This window comes from Tumebacillus permanentifrigoris (genome assembly GCF_003148565.1).
In the GTDB taxonomy this organism is placed as follows: Bacteria; Bacillota; Bacilli; order Tumebacillales; family Tumebacillaceae; genus Tumebacillus; species Tumebacillus permanentifrigoris.
The window spans coordinates 1-16,676 of the sequence record NZ_QGGL01000030.1; the positions used below are offsets into that span (position 1 = coordinate 1).

The window sequence follows — 16,676 nt, forward strand, 5'->3', positions numbered from 1 at the left end:
TAACAGGGTTTGCTATGATCACGCGGTCATGATTCACGTCAACTCTTGGACAAAAGTTACCGTCAGTTTTCGGACATCAAAAGGCGGTAGTAACACTCCACCTTGACTCTTTTCCGATACTTCCATAAAGGATACTTTCTCTAATGGCAATACCCCGTCTTTTTCAACGAACGTGGCCTTGTTGTCTTCCTGAATTCTGGACTTATACAGCACTCGCTTGTCAGTTAAGGCAATCCAATAATTAGACCTTGAACCTGAACTTCCACATCCGCCTTTAAAAGCGATATATGAGAAGTAGTATACGACCTCTTGGGACATTAACTGGGCTCTAAGGTCATTTGGCAAACCTTCTACGATTGGTTGTATCGACATTCCACTAATCCTCCTATTTTCAAAGCATCAAGAAGCATGTATTATATTTGTTCTCAAATAAACATTACCATCAATACACATCGTTCGCAATAAATAATATTAGATCATAGATGTTATTCGTGATTTGTTTGCTCGTTTTTCTCGTCACTTGTCGACTTAGGTGAGACACCAATACTCCTTCGCACATCTCAACCAAGGCTAAGTACACACAAAAAAGACGTCCCAATGGACGCCTCCTCCCCAATAGTTAATTCAATGACTCAATTACACGTACCATTTCATCATATGGCAACGTACCATCAACTGAAATGGTAACGTCATCGAATCGGGAATTAAAGATGTGCGCACCGCTCTCATGTATCATATAGAACCAGTCGTGGTTGTCGATTACCACTTTGTTCTGTTTTTGAGTCTGGTCTAGTAGAGGGTCTTTCCCGATTTCTGATTTCAGGTTGGTTTCCCAGATATGAAACCTCCCTTGCGGTGTATCGTATGACAGGTCAACGTTTTGACTATTGTCGTCTTTTTCTTTGGGTTTCATCATCATACTTGCATGTAATTGGTCTGTTTTTAGTTTTTCCGGTACTTTTACATGAAAGGATACGTTTTCGTTGATGATCGAAAGTCCCAATGCAGCCTTGTCGTTTAAAGACTCCACTTCTTTACGGTCTTTACTGACTAGCAAGTGATTGACCTTTTCGGCACTTTTTTGTGTCGTTACCGATGCTCGTGTCGACGCATATGCGGAGTAACCAGCTATGCTGACCGCTACTACTATCATCGCGATCATCGAGCTTACCAATTTCTTTTTCATCCCGAATTCCCCTTTCAGTTACAGAATATCTGTCTCATCAAACCCTATCCAAGTTGTGTTAGCAGGTTCAAAAGTCTGATCGGTTACCTTTATAGACCAAGTTGGGCTAGATCCAAGTGGACTAAAATATCGTGCCTCGCCGTTATAAGCTTGGTTGTTTAGTCTTACCCAACCACCAATTGTTTTTTGATTGACCGAATACGCATATTTTTGACCTGAACTGTCAGTCACAGTGTAGCAGGCAAAGGTTGTATTCGCATAAGAACTGTTTGGGATAAGCTCATCAATCCATTTCGCGTAAAACGACGAGCTATGTGTCAGAACAACGTAATTCGAAACATGGTCTAGGTTGTTACCTGTGTAGTGAAAATTACCACCTCCGTAACAAATCGTACAGCTTCCAACGTGCCAGTACTGAAGTGGTCCGTAATACGTGATATCAGACTCGTTGTCATCCCACATCCAGTCTGCAAAGGCATTTGTTGGAGAATTTAAAAATGCCAGTAAGCAAACAACTAAAAGTGTTGCGAATATCTTCTTCATGTCGTCACCCCTACTGTTCCATTAATTACTTCTCGTCTCGAAATGTTTCATAGTCACCAAGATAGCAGATAACACCCCCCAGGAATATAACTTAAATGAACACCCCCAATATATACAAGGAATGTGCAAATACATTATATCACGATTTGTAGTTGAACTCTGTTGCTCTTCCCCATTTCATATAACATTCAGTAACATTATTTATATTATTCATTCCCGTGTACTAGAGATCCCCAGTTTATCACGCTCGACCCACCATGAGCGTATATGCAGCGGCAGGAACCTTGACGCGTACCGTGCGGTCTGCACTCATGTGGCGGTCCTAGATTCGCACAGACATCCTGTGCTCAATAAGGTCACCACCTTTGTGACGGCGAGCATGATCTTGCTCGTGACATCGGTGCAACGCGTTACCCTCGACTACACAATCCGCCTCGCTCCCTAACACAAAAAAGAGAAGCACCCCCACCGGGCTGCTTCTCTTTTTCCCCTACATCGATCCCAACCCTACCAGCTCGTCACCCCACGCACGTCATCAACCACGCCTTGCCAGAGTCGAATCCGCGCTTCCAAGCTCGCTTCGGCAGTCTGCACCGCCGCTTGCAACTTCTCCGGGTCGTCACCACAGAGCGATTGCAACAGCTTGCCCGCGAGCGGACCGTGCGAATCACCGTCGAGTTCGATGTGGCGGTGCAAGTAATACACGAGGCGGTCAACTTCTCGCCCCTGTCCCTCAATATCCCGCACCAAGTGTGTGAACATGTCCGGGATGATGTCCTCGCGCCCATAGAAAAACGCCGCCGCTACTTCATGTGACTCACCATGCAGGGCGAGGTGCATCGTTTGCGACACGAACTGGCGCACCGATTCCGGCACGCCGACCACTGTAAGCGCATCCTCAATCGACTTGCCCTCGCGCACTTCCTGCAAAAAGTTCAGGATCGGTGCCGTATCCGCCCCGACCTGTTCCATCGCTTGGAGATACAGATCAAAGTGCGAGATATAGCCACCTGCGCCATCCTCATCGGTCTCTTCGCCCAACACAATCTCATTGATGAAGCGCGCATATTGCGTCTCACGCCCTGGCATCCACGGCACATTGACATCGGTCAAGAGCTGTTGCAGGCGTTTGAGCAAACTCATAAAGTCCCACACCGCAAACACATGGTGCTTCATAAAAGTGCGGACCTTGTCAGCTGTGTTGAGCTCCTTGTAGATGTCATGCTCCAGCAGACGGTCACGAATCGATTGCATGTTCTGTATATCAAGCGTCTTCACTTGTATCTCCTCCGTTCCAATTATCGCCTTTCGCGAGATAGTATAGCATATCCCGAAGGAATAGAAGGTACCCGAATCGAAGTACAAATAACTAGTATGTGACAGTTTGAATGGGAGGGACGGATCACTCATGACCAACCAGCCATGCCAAGCCTGCACGCAGACCCGCGATACCGGATATGCTGTGCAATTTGCAGGCGCTCAAAACGCGGTAGCCTTACAAGCATGGAAAAACGGTGACAAATTCACACCATATCGCGAACTCAACGAGTCGACGATCTGGGTGCCTGAGCATTCCTTTGCCGGCTTGATCGACTACTTCCAAGCCCATATGGACACCGACCAGCTCCAAGCCGCACCGTTGACAGCAGACGAGACGGTGATCGACAGTCCGTGGCAATCGCTCGACCAGATTCAACGCCACCACAGCGCACACTGGATTGACGATGTGATCGCAGACTCCCGCATCAAGACCGTGTTTCAACCGATCGTCTCCGTGCAGGCCGGGATGGCGACCGTGCAAGGCTTTGAGTTTTTGTCCCGTGCTATCGAGCAGGACGGCTCCCTGATCCCGCCCTACAAAATGTTTGAAGCCGCTCGCCTGCGCGACCGCCTGTTCGCGCTCGACCGCGTCTGCCGGATCAGCGCCGTGCGCAACGCCAACCTCGTCGGCGACAAACTCGTCTTTGTCAACTTCATCCCGACAGCCATCTATGCCCCCGAGCATTGCTTGCAAACCACGTTCGAGGAAGCCCAAAAGTCGGGCGTCGATCCGCGCAATTTCGTGTTTGAAGTCGTGGAAACGGATCAGGTGGACAACGTCAACCACCTTGAAAACATCCTGCACTACTACCGCAAGCACGGCTTCCGCTACGCCCTCGACGATGTTGGCCAAGGCTACTCCACGCTGGAGATGGTCGAGCGCCTCAAGCCGGACTTTGTCAAACTCGACATGCACTATGTCCAAGGCGTCACAACCGACGTCACCAAGCAAAAAGCAGCGCTCGACCTGCTGCACACCGCCCGCGCCGTCGGGTCCCGCCCGCTCGCAGAAGGCGTGGAAACGCTGGAAGACTGGCGCTGGTTGGTCGAGGCCGGGTATGAATTGTTCCAAGGCTATCTGTTCGGCAAGCCTGAAGCGACGGCACGCCAAGTCGTCGACGTGTCTCTAACGTAGAAAAACCGACCCTGTCTCCAGCGAGACAGGGTCGGTTTTTTCTATAAGAGAATGTCGCCTCGTCATTCCTTGTGCGCAAGGGCCGTGTCGATCTCGTGCTGCATGCGTTCCAGCCCGAGCAGCAAGTACGGAAACAGCGTGAACACCAGCATCACCCCGGCGACGACGACGCCGGAGTCGTTGGTGAACAGACCGACCCCCGCCCCCAACGCCGCCCCGCTGATCGCAGGATGCGCCGGGATGTTTGCTCTGGCTTGCTCACGGTTCTGCTTGCGGAAGAGATGGGCCAGAAACGCACCATAGCAGACCACCAACACACTCGACCAGATCGACGTCGTGAAAAAGCGCAGGAACATCTCCGACTTGCGCGAGAGGATGCGCACCACTTCGGTCATCCCGCCTGACAGCACTTGGTGGGTGGCAGCGCCGATGTGCGACGGAGCCGCTGCGTTTTGGTTGAGCAGGATGACCAACACCAACGCACCGCCGAGCGCGGCAGACACGCCGATGAACGCGGGAAGCGGGCGGCGGCGTTTTTGCAACGTCAGGCAAAAAGCGGTCGTCGCCGCCATCGTCAACGCCCCCCCTGTGTTCGTCCCCAACAGCGGGGAGGCAAAAAACGCCGTGAGCAGCACGCCGCACAGGAGAAAGCCGAAGTTGACGAAGGGAACGCGGCTTTTTTCCTGCGCCCGTGTGTGGAGAAGCGCGCCGTAGAGCAGAGCCGCCGCCCCGACGACGACCCCCATGTATTCGTTGCCGATGCCATAGTAGCGAGCGCCGACAATCGGGTCGTAACTGAGCAGAGAACTGTGGGCGAGTTGGCCCCCGGCCCCGATGTCATACAGGATCACGCCGATCGTACACCCTGCGACCCACACCGCCCGTCCAGCCACACGTTGGCAGATCGAGAGTATGCGAAAGGGAATCACGAGCAACAGCAACATCGTGGCGATCAGTGCGGCAGCGGTCTCCGCAAAATTCTGGGCCCGCCACAGCGGGAGCACGTACAGAACAAGCGGCAACCCCAACACCGCCCACAGCATCCGGCGAGCGAATCGGACAGAGAGCCCGGTGACGAAGATCAAGCGACACAGCGCCGCGATCACCCCCACCGCGACACCAATTCCCACGAGTCCGAGGATCACACCACGATGGGTGTAGGTCCAGACGGTGGCGTTTTTCAGCGCGGTGAGTTTTTCGGGGAGCAGGCGGGTGTGGGTCGCGCTGGTCAGCGGGTAGCCGATCATCCCAGGCGGGATCGCGAGTCCGAGGTGCTCCGCGACGGTCGGCATCACGTCGAGGTTGGTCACGATGCCATCGCGTCGGGTCGTGGCCGAGGTCAGCACGCTGTGCGGCTTTGTCCGACCGCCCGCCAGTGCGATGGGAGCGAGCCACTCGCTTTTTTTCGCAGCCTCCATCCCTACCTCCGGCGTTGCGACGAGCAGCAGGCAATCGGGATTGGTTCCGGTGAGCAAACGCCCGATGAAGCTGTCGATCTCCTGCAACGTCAGCTCGCGAAGTTGCTGGTAGCGCGCCTCGGTGAGATGCGGGCGGTAGGATTCGAGCCGGTAGAGATCTGCGAGGTCGAACACGGTGAGCGAGGCATTCGTCGCCCCGGCAATCATGCGGGCATAGTCCGTTTTCACGCCATACGGACGCTCGCCATCCGCCACGAACATCGCCGCACTCACATCACCTGCGTCCGTTCGCCCTTGGGAATCGGTTGTCAAAAGCGCCCCTGGGCGCCACTCGTCCCCGCCGCGATCGCTGGAGCCGTACACCGCCGTCGTCAGCCCTCGGCTGTGCAACGCATCACCCAGCGTTCCCAACGTTCCCGCCCACTGGTGGAGATCCTGTTGCCGATGCTGCCTGTAGGTGGAGAGCAAGAGTACGCCGCTCGCTCCGACAGCTCCACCGCCCAACTGCTGGTACATCGCAGAAGCCGGAATCTCCTCTTGCTTGGGCAGGCGCTCCTGCGCACTATACGCCAGCACGCCCGACTGTTTCAGTTTCGCGGGAACGCCAAGTGCGAGCGTCGCGTAAGCAGAACTGTCCGTATGCCCAGCACCCGTGTTGATGTTCAGCAGCCCCATCGCGCCGACTTGCCCGAGCTCCTGTAGATGCGGCATCTGTTGCAGGTCGTCACAGGTCAGGCGGTTGACCAACACGACGAGCGCCTGTTTCGATGCGGTCTCCCCGCTGGGTGCCGCATGGGCCACCAGCGGGAGGGTTGTCCCTGTACAGAACAGCGCGAGCACTGTGGCAAGTGCTTTTTTCCAACGCTCCATCCTCGTCTCCTCCTGTGCATTCTTGTTAGGCACAGGATGCCCAAGTTCTGGGGTGTGTATCATTTTTGGATCGCTTTGGAAAAGTAGAGACATCAGGTCTACACACGAGAGGGGATACAAGATCATGAACCAGAACCAAAATCAGAACCAAAATCAGCCGCTCAACCCCGGCCTCTCCGAACGAGAGATCGAGGAAATCCTCGCCAGCAGCGGCGTGATCAATGGCAACGTCACGAACGGCATCAAGCTAGGTTCCGCGATTGCGGACATCATCACCAAAAACAACCAACTGCTGATCGAAGCGATCCAAAGCGGCAACGTCAACCGCGCTCCCTACGACGACCCTGCCAAGGGCCCGCACCAAACGTCAGACCCGTCGCGGATGTGGGAGGCTGGCACCGCGCCGGGCACGCAGATGCCAGAGTCCAGCCAAGTCACCCCACCTGCGCAATCGTAGTAGGTCTTGTCAACCACATAACTCCTCCTTGATAATGAGTAGTAGTCTAGATGTTCTCGACAAGGAGGCTTCTCCATGACGCACCCCCTCGGCACCATCCAACAACTGATCCGCTACCCGGTCAAATCCTTCGGCGGCGAACAGCTCGCTAAGGTCCAGCTCACCCCGTATGGACTGTACGGCGACCGGAGCTTGTACTTCCGATATGACGATGCGAAACAAGACTACCTCAAGATCCAAGACTGGCCGCGCCTCGCTGCCTACCGCGCCGCCCTGCACGAACGCTCCACGCCTGACTCCCTCCCCGGCGTCACCGTGACCTCCCCGTCCGGCGCGACCTACGCGTGGGGCGATCCGGCACTGGTGCAGGAGATCTCATCTGGTCGCGGACGAGCGGTGACTGCGCACCAACGCCAGCCGGATGAGGAGACGACCAATTTCGTGGATCACATCTTGATCACCACCGACGCCTCGCTACGCCACCTGAGCAAGCTCTGGGGACACGGCGACCTCGACGTGGGCCGCTTCCGCTCCAATATCGTGCTCGCCCTCGCGGAGGATACCCCGTTTCTGGAACAAACATGGCTCGGGCAACACCTCCAGATCGGCGATGCCGTCCTGAAACTGACGGAAAACTGTGAGCGCTGTTCGTACATCAACGCCGACCCCGCAGACGGCGCAGTCAACGCTTCCGTCCTGAAAACGGTCGTGCGCGAGATCCAGCAGAACTTTGGCATCTACGCCTCGGTCGTCACACCGGGCGAGATCAAGCTCGGGGACCTCGCCTCGCTCAGACCATGAAGCCAAGACCTTCATCCTGCGCGGCACGAGTACCGGCGAAATCCTCCTGCAAAACAACCGCACCTACGAAAAAGAGACCTCCCGACACGCGTGTCGAAGAGGTCTCTTTTTCATCCACTAGATCGCCAGCAGCGTCACCGATTCCCGCGCCTCTAGCTGCTCAACCATCGCGTACCACTCCTGCGGTTTCTCTGGCAACACCGCGTAGTACGTCTTCAAAAACGTCGCCACCAGCTCAGCCGGCACTGCGTCCATCCCTGCGCGATAGGTCAAAAAGCACAGATCCAACCCATGTACCGCCTCGCCATCCTGCTGCCAAGACGGGTGTACATACGCGAGATCGAGCTTGCGATACCCTAAATGGGCGAGCACTTCGCGGCGCACGAACGGGTTCATGACTTGCAAACCGCCGAACTCATACTCGGCAACCAAGTACGGATTGTAGATCTCCGCGAACATCCCGATCAGTTCCTTGCCGGTCTCCTGCACGAGTGCAAACAGGTCGGCCTGTCGCTGATTGGCCAAAAACGGCCCGATTCCGCGGCCTTCGCGCCCGACGATCGTGAAGTCGGTCATCGCCACCTGCAGGTCTTCATAGTAGCGGTACTCCGTGCAACCGACGACCTCGCCCTTGTCCACCGCCACGAATACGCGGATGCCCGGGTCCTCCAGCGGCCCCGCCCAATCCTCAAACGCCAGCACTTCCTCTGGCGGAAATACATCCTTCATCAAGTTGTGCATCTGCTTGAACAGCGGGTCTTCGATGGTGGTGATGCGTGTGTAGTCCATAGTCTCTAAGTTCTCCTCCTAAGTTAAAAAAGGGTTTTCCCACTCCATCAGCGCCGCGTAGTTGCGCGACTCCTCGTCTTCTAAGTATTCAGGCACCACCGCGATCGGCATCCGGCCACAGCGCAGCAGGAAGGTGATCACCGGATCGTACAAGTCGCCAGCGGTGACTTTTTCCAAGTATTGCTCGGCGCTCATCGTCTCGGCATGACGGTGGTAGCCCGACATCCGCCCGCCACCCAGCAGGCGCCGCAGCCCGGTGTGGATCACGACTTCGTACATCGATTGCATCAGCAATTTGCCGAGCCCGAAGTGGCGAAAGGCGGGCATGACGGAGATATCCACAATGTACAGGGTGTCGCCATGCGGGTCGTGGTTGCGGATGTAGCCGTCATCGGTGATCTCCGCCCATGTGTGCAACGGGTGGGCGGGGTCGATCTGCACGCGCAATCCGGTCATCGACCCGACCACCTGCCCCTCGACTTCTACACACAACGCCCCCTGTGGAAAAAGTGTCACATGGTTGTGCAACTGCTCCTCATTCCACCACAACTCCGATGGAAAGGGCGGCGGGAAGCTCACCCGCTGCACCTCGATCAGATCTGCGAAGTCTGCCTGTGTATAACTTCGGATCACCGCCCGCAGCGGTTTTTTGTCGGGATCAAAAACGAACAGCTCCTTGCGATACACGGGTTCACCTACTTCCAGTCTGTGTACAAGTCGATGCGTCGGTCGCGCCACGTTGTCACCGAGCCTTTTTCCCGCACTTGTTCGAGCAGTTCGAGATCGAGGTCAGCGGTGACGATCATGTCGTCGTTGATCTCGCCTTCTGCGGCGAGGCCCTTGGGCGGGAACGGGATGTCGTTGGGCGTGATCACCGCCGCTTGCCCGAAGTTGGCGCGCATGAAGTCTACCGTCGGCAAACTTCCGACCGTTCCGGTCAACACCACATAGACTTGGTTTTCCACAGCCCGCGCATGGCTGGTGTAGCGCACGCGGTGGAAACCATGCCGGTCATCGGTACACGACGGGCAGAAGATCACATCCGCACCTCGCGCCCTCGCCATCCGCACGATCTCCGGGAACTCGATATCATAGCACGTGAGCAGCGCGATCGTGCCTTTTTCCGTCTCAAAGACCTCAAAGGAATCCCCGGCCGCCATGTTCCATTCGTGAACCTCGGTCGGCGTGATGTGCAGCTTCGCTTGCGTCACCACGCGACCATCCGGGTAGAACAAGTGGGCGGTGTTGTACAACTTGCCCGCTTTTTCCACAACATGCGTGCCGCCGATCAAGTGCATCCCCGTCTGTTTGGCGAGCCCTGTGAATAACTCCACGTACTGCTCCGTGTACTCGGGGAGCTCGTCGATCCGCAGCGCTCGCCCGTCCTTGCCTATCGACATCAACTGCGTCGTGAAAAATTCCGGAAACAGCACAAAGTCAGCCGCAAACTCCTCGGCCGTCCGCACATAATGCTCGACCTGCGCCGCGAACTCCGCAAAACTATGGATCGTATGCAGGTGGTATTGCACCACCGATACGCGCATTTTGGTCATCTGTACCAACCTCCTCTGTCCCTCCATTGTACGGGAAAACACCGCTCGACAAAAGCTGACGAAACATCTCTCGACTGCATTGTGCAAATTTTCAACTCATCCACAGTATCCACAGACTTACCCACAGCCAAGAACCGCGTGATTCCAACAAAAAAACCTCTTTTTGCGCACTTATCCCCAAACTCCGGCGACACTTTACATAACAAATGTGAAAATTTTGTCGAGAGAGAAATCCACGCTTTTCAACAGGTTTCCACCTTATTCACACCCGCCTGTGTATAACTTCGATTTCTTGTGTACAACTCTGTTGATAACCACACTCATCCTTATTTGAGAACCATACTAACGCACAATCTGATCAGTCATTGTATTTTGACAAAATTGTTATTCATTATTTACTGGATGGCATTGATATTTACCACTTTCTAGCTTATGATGAACCCAAACCATACTAGAAACTACGGTGATCAATGATGAAAACATGGCAAAAATGGCTTGTCTCCTGCACCCTCGTGGTCGCAGTTCTCGGCGGGGCTGCCTATGGCATACATGCCCGCTACCAACCGCTCCTGTTCGTCGTCGGCAACGAAGCGATGCGCCAAGCCGAATGGACCGACCTGCGGCCTGAATTGCTCGCGGGCATTCCGTATACCCGCAGCGATGACCTGCAGACGCTGGAACGCCGTTCTATGGAAGAACTGATTTTGTCTGCCGCGAAAAAAAACGGTGTCACCTACGATGAAAAAATCCTGAACCAACAGCTTTCCCAGTTTGGCAGCACGCCAGACGAACGCGCCCAAAAGCTCGCGGAGATGAACACCACCGAAGCCAAGGTGCGGGTCAATTACGAGCGCTCGCTGACCGCCTTTGCGCTCAAGACGATGATGACCGCAGACGTCAAAGTTTCCGAAGATGAGATCAACACCTACTATGAGCAGAACAAAGGGCTGTTCCTCGCGCCCGAGTTTCGCTCCGTGTACTACCTGCGCGGCAAAGTGTCCGACACCGAACTGGTCAACACCTTGAGTGGAGCCACCGCCACCACCTTTCCCGACCTCGTGAAGAGCTACAACGACGAGGCGAAAAATCGCACAGGCACTTGGCACGAACTCGATGGCCTCGACCACTTGACGTCGCACACCTCGCAACGCGTTGCGGAAGTTGCGTTTCAAGCCCCGCTCAACAAAGTGGTTGGCCCCTTCCAAGACAATGACTGGAACTACTGGTACATGATCTCCGAGATCAAGGAACCGCACCAATTCACGCTGATGGAAGAGCGTGACAAGATCCAGAGCTCCCTGCTCCAAGAAAAACAGCTTGCCAAATACCGCGCTTGGCTGGAAACACAAAAGGAAATCATCGGCTATCACTACTTCCCGGAGAACCTTGATCGCGAGCCACTCCGCGCTTTTTGGCACGATTTACCGCAAAATTTCAAAATTTGGTTCTGAACTATGTAAAAAGTACCTTTTTAATCTTGAATAGATGGTAAAACTAACCTATACTTGAGTTAGTTTCATTGCAAGACATTCTATTCAATTAAGAGAAAAAGAGGAGGTCATCATTTTGAAACTTACCCGTACACTGGCAGCAGCACTGGTCATGACCAGCATCCTGTCCGTTCCGGCATTCGCACAGAAACCGGGCCAAACCCTGATCGCCAACGAAGCGCTGTCCAGCGCAGAACCGGCTCCGGCGTCTTTTGACCCGAACAGCAAAAACGCGGACGTTCCGCAATCGATCGTCATCGCAGCAAACCCGATCATCGCAATCGATGCGGGCCACGGCGGCAGCGACCCGGGCGGCGTGGGCAACGGTTTGTATGAGAAAAACCTGACCCTCGACATCGCCAACCGCGCGAAGTCGTACATCACCACCAACTACCCGGCATCTGTCGTCATGACGCGTTCCAGCGACGTTGACGTCTCGCTGGCTAGCCGTACAAACATCGCAAACAACGCAGGGGCGACCTTCTTTGTCTCCATGCACATCAACGCGTTCTCCGATGCTTCGGCAAACGGTCTGGAAACCTGGTACTACCCGGGCAGCACCAATGGTCTGAACCTAGCGACCGACGTCTACAACAAACTCAAAGCTTCCTACACCACCCTGCGTGGCGTCAAGTCGGCTGACTTCTACGTCCTGCACTACACCAACATGCCGGCAGCACTCGGCGAAACTGGCTTCATCTCCAACGCGACGGATGCTTCCAAACTCAACACCACCACCTTCCGTCAATCCCTGGCTACTCAGTACTCCCAAGGGATGCACCTCTACTACTGGGGTAACTAAGACCCGCACGTCAAAAAACACCAAGCCCGCTCGCGGACTGGGTGTTTTTTACTTTCCAAAGCAGGTGGTTTCTTTTATAATCGAGAGTGATGCAACCGTTTGCATTCCAACACTAAAAGTTCGTTTTGACATATGACCTTGAGGAGGTTTTTCTGTGGAAGGCAGTGAGATGATTAAGCCTGATTTACACAAAAGCGAGACCGGTGTTGAATATATCACCGTCGGTGACATTCGCGACTTGCAACAGACGGACCGTACATACCTGTTTCACTGCACCCACGCACGCGTGGCTTTGCAGTTTTTGACGGATAGCTTGTTCCGCTTCAAACTGAGCCGTGGCAAGCACGCGCTCGACCTTACACATAGCCGCGTGATCGAACTCGCCGCCCGCGACTTGCAAGCGGAAGTCGCGGTTTCCGAAACGGAACAGGCTTATGAACTGCGGACTGCGGCGCTGGTCGTCACGGTGAACAAATCCCCCTTTGCCCTGCGCGTCACCGACCTGCACGGCAATCTGATCTCTGAGGACGAAGCCAACGGCTATGGCTGGACCAAGGAACACACGATCTTCACCACCAAAAAGGCACAGGACGAGAACTTCTACGGCTTCGGGGAGAAGACGGGCCACCTCAACAAAAAAGGCTCCCTGCAATCGATGTGGAACACCGACATCTACGCGCCGCACGTGCCGGAGATCGTCGAACTGTACCAATCGATCCCGTTCTTCATCTCCACCAAGGGAACGAACGTCTACGGTCTGTTCCTCGACAACCCTGGCAAAACTGAGTTCGACATGACCGACACCAAAAGGTACAAGATCACCTGCCACTCCGGCGAACTGGAGTACTACTTCCTGTCGGGTGCGAGCATGAAGGAGATCGTCAGCCAGTACACCTTCCTGACCGGTCGTATGCCGATCCCGCCGAAGTGGGCGATCGGCTACCACCAATCGCGCTACTCCTATGAGACCGACCTTGAAGTGCGCGAACTGGCGGCAAACTTCCGCGCGAAGGAGATCCCGTGCGATGTCATCTACCTCGACATCCACTACATGGATGAGTACCGCGTGTTCACGTGGCACCCGACCCGTTTCCCGCAACCTGACAAACTGCTGGCCGACTTGCGCGCAGATGGTTTCCGCGTCGTCCCGATCGTCGACCCTGGTGTCAAAAAAGACCCGAAGTACCTCATCTATCGCGAGGGTGTCACCCACGAGCACTTCTGCAAGTACCTCGAAGGCGAAACCTACACCGGCGAAGTCTGGCCAGGGGTGAGTGCCTTCCCGGACTTCACCAATACCCAGACGCAACAGTGGTGGGGTGCCAAGCACGAAGGGTTTATCAAGTCAGGGATCGAAGGCATCTGGAACGACATGAACGAACCGGCGATCTTTAACGAAACCAAGACGATGGACGTCAACGTCATGCACGGCAATGATGGCGACCCCAAGACACACGGTGAGTTGCACAACCACTACGGCCTCCTGATGTCCAAAGCGACCTATGAAGGGTTGAAGGAGCAGATGGATGGCAAGCGTCCGTTCGTGCTGACCCGCGCGGGGTACTCGGGGATTCAGAAGTACGCAGCCGTCTGGACTGGCGACAACCGGTCCTTCTGGGAGCATCTGCAGATGTCGATTCCGATGATCCTCAACATGGGGCTGTCTGGCGTCGCCTTTGCGGGCGCGGATGTGGGCGGTTTTGCCCATCACAGCAACGGCGAACTGTTGGCGCGCTGGACGCAGGCAGGGGCTTTCCTGCCGTACTTCCGCAACCATTCCGCGACGAGAATTGCACGTCAGGAACCGTGGAGCTACGGAGAAACCTATGAAGCGGTCATCAAAAAATACATCGAGATGCGCTATGTGTTCCTGCCGCACCTCTACACGCTGTTCCGGGAAGCCTCGGTCAGCGGCCTGCCGTTGGTGCGCCCGCTGGTGTTCGAGTACCCGCAGGACCCGAAAACGCACAACCTGAGCGACCAGTTCTTGCTCGGGGACTCGATCTTGATCGCCCCGATCACGCAACCGGACATCGACTACCGCGCGGTCTATCTCCCAGCGGGTACGTGGATCGACTACCACACAGGCGAAGTGGTGGAGGGCGGTCGCGCCGTCGTGGCCGATGCCCCTCTCGACGTGCTCCCGATGTACGTCAAAGCAGGCGCGATTTTTGCCACGGGCAACGTCGTGCAGCATTCTGGGGTACAGCAGGACATCACGTTCCAGGTCTACGCAGGGAACGGCAGCTACGAGTTCTATGAGGACGATGCGGTGACCTTCGCCTACGAGAACGGTGCCTACAACCTGCTCCGCCTCGAACAGCGCGTCGAGGGCTCCACGCTCACCTTGAGCTGGACGGAGGCGCACAGCGGCTATGACAGCGCGGATCAACTCACCTTCACCGTCCACCACGAGGACGGTCGCACCGAGACCCACACCGTCGCCAAAGCGGATGGTCAACTGGTGCTGAACCGCTAAGGCTAAGGACGCATTTCGCAAAAAGACCCTGCTTCGTGAGCGAGCAGGGTCTTTTTTTCAGCTATTGTTGGTTCTGTTGTAGCTATTGCTGTTGTTGCAGTCGCTGTTGTTGGTCCATGAGGGATTGGTACTGTTCACCCCAGTCCCGCATCAACAGGATAATTGGCTCCAAAGTCCGACCGAAATCGGTCAACGAGTACTCGACCTTCGGCGGCACCTCTTCGAACACATGCCGGTTGATCACACCGTCCGCTTCCAATTCGCGAAGTTGCAAAGTCAACATGCGTTGCGTGATGCCGGGCAGGAGGCGGCGGAATTCGTTGAAGCGCTTTTTGCCACTGATCAAATTGATACTACCATACATAATTGTGCGTTCTTGTTGTTAGGATGTATATACCATAAACTGAACATGGAAACAAACAAAAGGAGGTTGCCATACATGACTACCATGAAAGCTGTAGGTTTGTACCGCTACTTGCCGATCGACCACCCCGAGAGCTTGGTCGATCTCGAACTTGAAAAACCGACTCCGCAAGGTCGTGACCTCTTGGTGCGCGTCCATGCCATCTCCGTCAACCCCGTCGACACCAAAGTTCGCTCCCCCAAGGAGCAAGTGGAAGCAACTCCGCGCGTTCTGGGCTGGGATGTCGCAGGGATCGTGGAGCAAGTCGGCCCGGACTGCACCTTGTTCCAACCGGGAGACACCGTATATTACGCGGGCAGCATCGTCCGTCCGGGTGCAAACAGCGAATTCCATGTGGTCGATGAGCGCATTGTCGGCCGCAAGCCCAGCACCCTGAGTTTTGCCCAAGCGGCCGCCCTGCCGTTGACGGCGATCACCGCATGGGAAGCGCTCTTTGACCGTTTGCACATCTCGCAGGAGCCCGCTCGCAATGCTGGCAAGTCGATTCTGATCATCGGTGCGGCCGGTGGAGTCGGCTCGATCGCGGTGCAACTGGCCAAGCACGTCGGTCTCACCGTCGTCGGTACCGCATCGCGTGAGGAGTCTACACGCTGGGCGCGCGAGTTGGGCGCAGATCACATCATCAATCACTTCGAGGCATTCGTTCCACAACTGCAAGAGCTGAGTTTCGCACACGTTGATTACATCCTGTGTCTGAACAGCACCGATACACACTGGGTGAACATGGCGGAGGCGATCGCTCCACAGGGATCGATCTGCTCCATTGTCGAAACCAAGAACACGCTCGACCTGAGCCTGTTGAACAGCAAGAGCGTCACGTTTGCATGGGAGCTCATGTTTACCCGCTCTATGTATCAGACCCCGGACATGATCGAACAGCATCATTTGCTCAATCGCGTCGCTGAACTCGTGGATCAAGGTCTGATCAAAAGCACGATCTCGGATGTCCACTCCCCGATCAACGCCGAAAACCTGCGTCGTGCACAAGCCAAACTCGAGGCAGGTCGCACCATCGGGAAAATCGTCCTCGAAGCACAGGTATAAAAAAGACTCGATCCGCTAGGGGATCGAGTCTTTTTTCTTCTAGCGTGTTGTTCGGTTGCCTCGCGACGTCCTACTCTCCCAGGACCCTGCGGTCCAAGTACCATCGGCGCTGGAAAGCTTAACTTCTGTGTTCGAGATGGGAACAGGTGTGACCTTTCCGCCATCATCACGAGACTGTGACAACTGGGTAGAGCAACTTTGTGAGTTCAAGACGTTGTATTGCGTAGGATAAGCCCTCGACCTATTAGTACTGGTCAGCTAAATGCCTCGCGGCACGTACACACCCAGCCTATCAACCCAGTCTTCTACTGGGGGTCTTACCACGTTGACCGTGTGGGAAGTCTTATCTTGAGGGGGGCTTCGCG

15 protein-coding genes, 2 rRNA genes and 1 pseudogene are annotated in these 16,676 nt (G+C 55.2%); 7 read left to right on the plus strand and 11 right to left on the minus strand.

Annotation, left to right across the window (positions count from 1 at the left end; all coding sequences use genetic code 11):
• Positions 1–33: 33 nt before the first annotated feature.
• The 4 genes from C7459_RS21685 to C7459_RS21695 form a co-directional block, all read right to left on the minus strand.
• Entirely contained in the window at positions 34–372 is a 339-nt protein-coding gene (locus C7459_RS21685; RefSeq protein WP_109691366.1) for a hypothetical protein, read from the minus strand.
• A 247-nt stretch (positions 373–619) separates the two neighbouring features.
• A complete protein-coding gene (locus tag C7459_RS21690) occupies positions 620–1,186 on the minus strand; it encodes a hypothetical protein (protein WP_109691367.1) in 567 nt (188 codons plus the stop codon).
• Between the two features lie 18 nt (positions 1,187–1,204).
• Positions 1,205–1,729 carry a hypothetical protein gene (locus tag C7459_RS23045; protein ID WP_146201070.1) on the minus strand — a complete coding sequence of 175 codons (525 nt, stop codon included), beginning with the start codon at positions 1,727–1,729 and terminating at the stop codon, positions 1,205–1,207.
• 507 nt (positions 1,730–2,236) lie between these two features.
• Positions 2,237–3,007 (minus strand): DUF3050 domain-containing protein, encoded by a 771-nt coding sequence (locus C7459_RS21695; protein ID WP_245884691.1) that lies wholly within the window; start codon positions 3,005–3,007, stop codon positions 2,237–2,239.
• A gap of 130 nt (positions 3,008–3,137) precedes the next feature.
• Between C7459_RS21695 and C7459_RS21700 the strand changes: the two genes are divergently transcribed.
• On the plus strand, positions 3,138–4,184 hold the full coding sequence (locus tag C7459_RS21700) for an EAL domain-containing protein (protein WP_109691369.1): 1,047 nt from the start codon (positions 3,138–3,140) through the stop codon (positions 4,182–4,184).
• A gap of 62 nt (positions 4,185–4,246) precedes the next feature.
• Here C7459_RS21700 and C7459_RS21705 read toward each other — a convergent pair whose 3' ends face one another.
• Complete coding sequence (locus tag C7459_RS21705) at positions 4,247–6,472, minus strand: hypothetical protein (RefSeq protein ID WP_109691370.1); 2,226 nt, start codon at positions 6,470–6,472, stop codon at positions 4,247–4,249.
• 124 nt (positions 6,473–6,596) lie between these two features.
• Here C7459_RS21705 and C7459_RS21710 point away from each other — a divergent pair, with 124 nt between their 5' ends.
• Entirely contained in the window at positions 6,597–6,929 is a 333-nt protein-coding gene (locus tag C7459_RS21710) for a hypothetical protein (protein ID WP_109691371.1), read from the plus strand.
• 75 nt (positions 6,930–7,004) lie between these two features.
• Positions 7,005–7,730, plus strand: coding sequence for an MOSC domain-containing protein (locus C7459_RS21715; RefSeq protein ID WP_109691372.1), 726 nt, complete (start codon positions 7,005–7,007; stop codon positions 7,728–7,730).
• 117 nt (positions 7,731–7,847) lie between these two features.
• On the opposite strand, the gene C7459_RS21720 is transcribed toward C7459_RS21715, so the two are convergent.
• The 3 genes from C7459_RS21720 to C7459_RS21730 are packed head-to-tail and all read right to left on the minus strand — an operon-like array spanning position 7,848 to position 10,072.
• Positions 7,848–8,519 carry a GNAT family N-acetyltransferase gene (locus tag C7459_RS21720; RefSeq protein ID WP_109691373.1) on the minus strand — a complete coding sequence of 224 codons (672 nt, stop codon included), beginning with the start codon at positions 8,517–8,519 and terminating at the stop codon, positions 7,848–7,850.
• A gap of 18 nt (positions 8,520–8,537) precedes the next feature.
• On the minus strand, positions 8,538–9,206 hold the full coding sequence (locus tag C7459_RS21725) for a GNAT family N-acetyltransferase (protein ID WP_109691374.1): 669 nt from the start codon (positions 9,204–9,206) through the stop codon (positions 8,538–8,540).
• Positions 9,207–9,214: 8 nt separating this feature from the next.
• A complete protein-coding gene (locus C7459_RS21730; RefSeq protein WP_109691375.1) occupies positions 9,215–10,072 on the minus strand; it encodes a carbon-nitrogen hydrolase family protein in 858 nt (285 codons plus the stop codon).
• A 473-nt stretch (positions 10,073–10,545) separates the two neighbouring features.
• Between C7459_RS21730 and C7459_RS21735 the strand changes: the two genes are divergently transcribed.
• From C7459_RS21735 to C7459_RS21745, 3 genes are all read left to right on the plus strand, one after another.
• A complete protein-coding gene (locus C7459_RS21735) occupies positions 10,546–11,523 on the plus strand; it encodes a peptidyl-prolyl cis-trans isomerase (RefSeq protein ID WP_170119607.1) in 978 nt (325 codons plus the stop codon).
• 115 nt (positions 11,524–11,638) lie between these two features.
• Positions 11,639–12,364: an N-acetylmuramoyl-L-alanine amidase family protein gene (locus C7459_RS21740; protein ID WP_109691377.1), complete on the plus strand. Its 726-nt coding sequence runs from the start codon at positions 11,639–11,641 to the stop codon at positions 12,362–12,364.
• A gap of 154 nt (positions 12,365–12,518) precedes the next feature.
• On the plus strand, positions 12,519–14,843 hold the full coding sequence (locus C7459_RS21745; RefSeq protein ID WP_109691378.1) for a glycoside hydrolase family 31 protein: 2,325 nt from the start codon (positions 12,519–12,521) through the stop codon (positions 14,841–14,843).
• An 82-nt stretch (positions 14,844–14,925) separates the two neighbouring features.
• Here the strand turns inward: C7459_RS21745 and C7459_RS21750 are convergent.
• Positions 14,926–15,192: pseudogene (locus C7459_RS21750) on the minus strand (winged helix-turn-helix transcriptional regulator); the annotation flags it as partial.
• Between the two features lie 90 nt (positions 15,193–15,282).
• Here C7459_RS21750 and C7459_RS21755 point away from each other — a divergent pair.
• Positions 15,283–16,311: a zinc-binding alcohol dehydrogenase family protein gene (locus C7459_RS21755; RefSeq protein ID WP_109691380.1), complete on the plus strand. Its 1,029-nt coding sequence runs from the start codon at positions 15,283–15,285 to the stop codon at positions 16,309–16,311.
• A 57-nt stretch (positions 16,312–16,368) separates the two neighbouring features.
• Here C7459_RS21755 and rrf read toward each other — a convergent pair.
• Both rrf and C7459_RS21765 read right to left on the minus strand, forming a co-directional pair.
• Positions 16,369–16,485, minus strand: a 5S ribosomal RNA gene (gene rrf, locus C7459_RS21760).
• Positions 16,486–16,535: 50 nt separating this feature from the next.
• A 23S ribosomal RNA gene (locus C7459_RS21765) occupies positions 16,536–16,676 on the minus strand; the annotation flags it as partial.

Bases quoted from the DNA above. Each gene is read 5' to 3' on its own strand.
- C7459_RS23045 (WP_146201070.1), bottom strand. From the start codon at position 1,729: ATGAAGAAGATATTCGCAACACTTTTAGTTGTTTGCTTACTGGCATTT.
- C7459_RS21715 (WP_109691372.1), top strand. From the start codon at position 7,005: ATGACGCACCCCCTCGGCACCATCCAACAACTGATCCGCTACCCGGTC.
- C7459_RS21685 (WP_109691366.1), bottom strand. From the start codon at position 372: ATGTCGATACAACCAATCGTAGAAGGTTTGCCAAATGACCTTAGAGCC.
- C7459_RS21735 (WP_170119607.1), top strand. From the start codon at position 10,546: ATGAAAACATGGCAAAAATGGCTTGTCTCCTGCACCCTCGTGGTCGCA.
- C7459_RS21730 (WP_109691375.1), bottom strand. From the start codon at position 10,072: ATGACCAAAATGCGCGTATCGGTGGTGCAATACCACCTGCATACGATC.
- C7459_RS21710 (WP_109691371.1), top strand. From the start codon at position 6,597: ATGAACCAGAACCAAAATCAGAACCAAAATCAGCCGCTCAACCCCGGC.
- C7459_RS21690 (WP_109691367.1), bottom strand. From the start codon at position 1,186: ATGAAAAAGAAATTGGTAAGCTCGATGATCGCGATGATAGTAGTAGCG.
- C7459_RS21755 (WP_109691380.1), top strand. From the start codon at position 15,283: ATGACTACCATGAAAGCTGTAGGTTTGTACCGCTACTTGCCGATCGAC.
- C7459_RS21705 (WP_109691370.1), bottom strand. From the start codon at position 6,472: ATGGAGCGTTGGAAAAAAGCACTTGCCACAGTGCTCGCGCTGTTCTGT.
- C7459_RS21720 (WP_109691373.1), bottom strand. From the start codon at position 8,519: ATGGACTACACACGCATCACCACCATCGAAGACCCGCTGTTCAAGCAG.
- C7459_RS21700 (WP_109691369.1), top strand. From the start codon at position 3,138: ATGACCAACCAGCCATGCCAAGCCTGCACGCAGACCCGCGATACCGGA.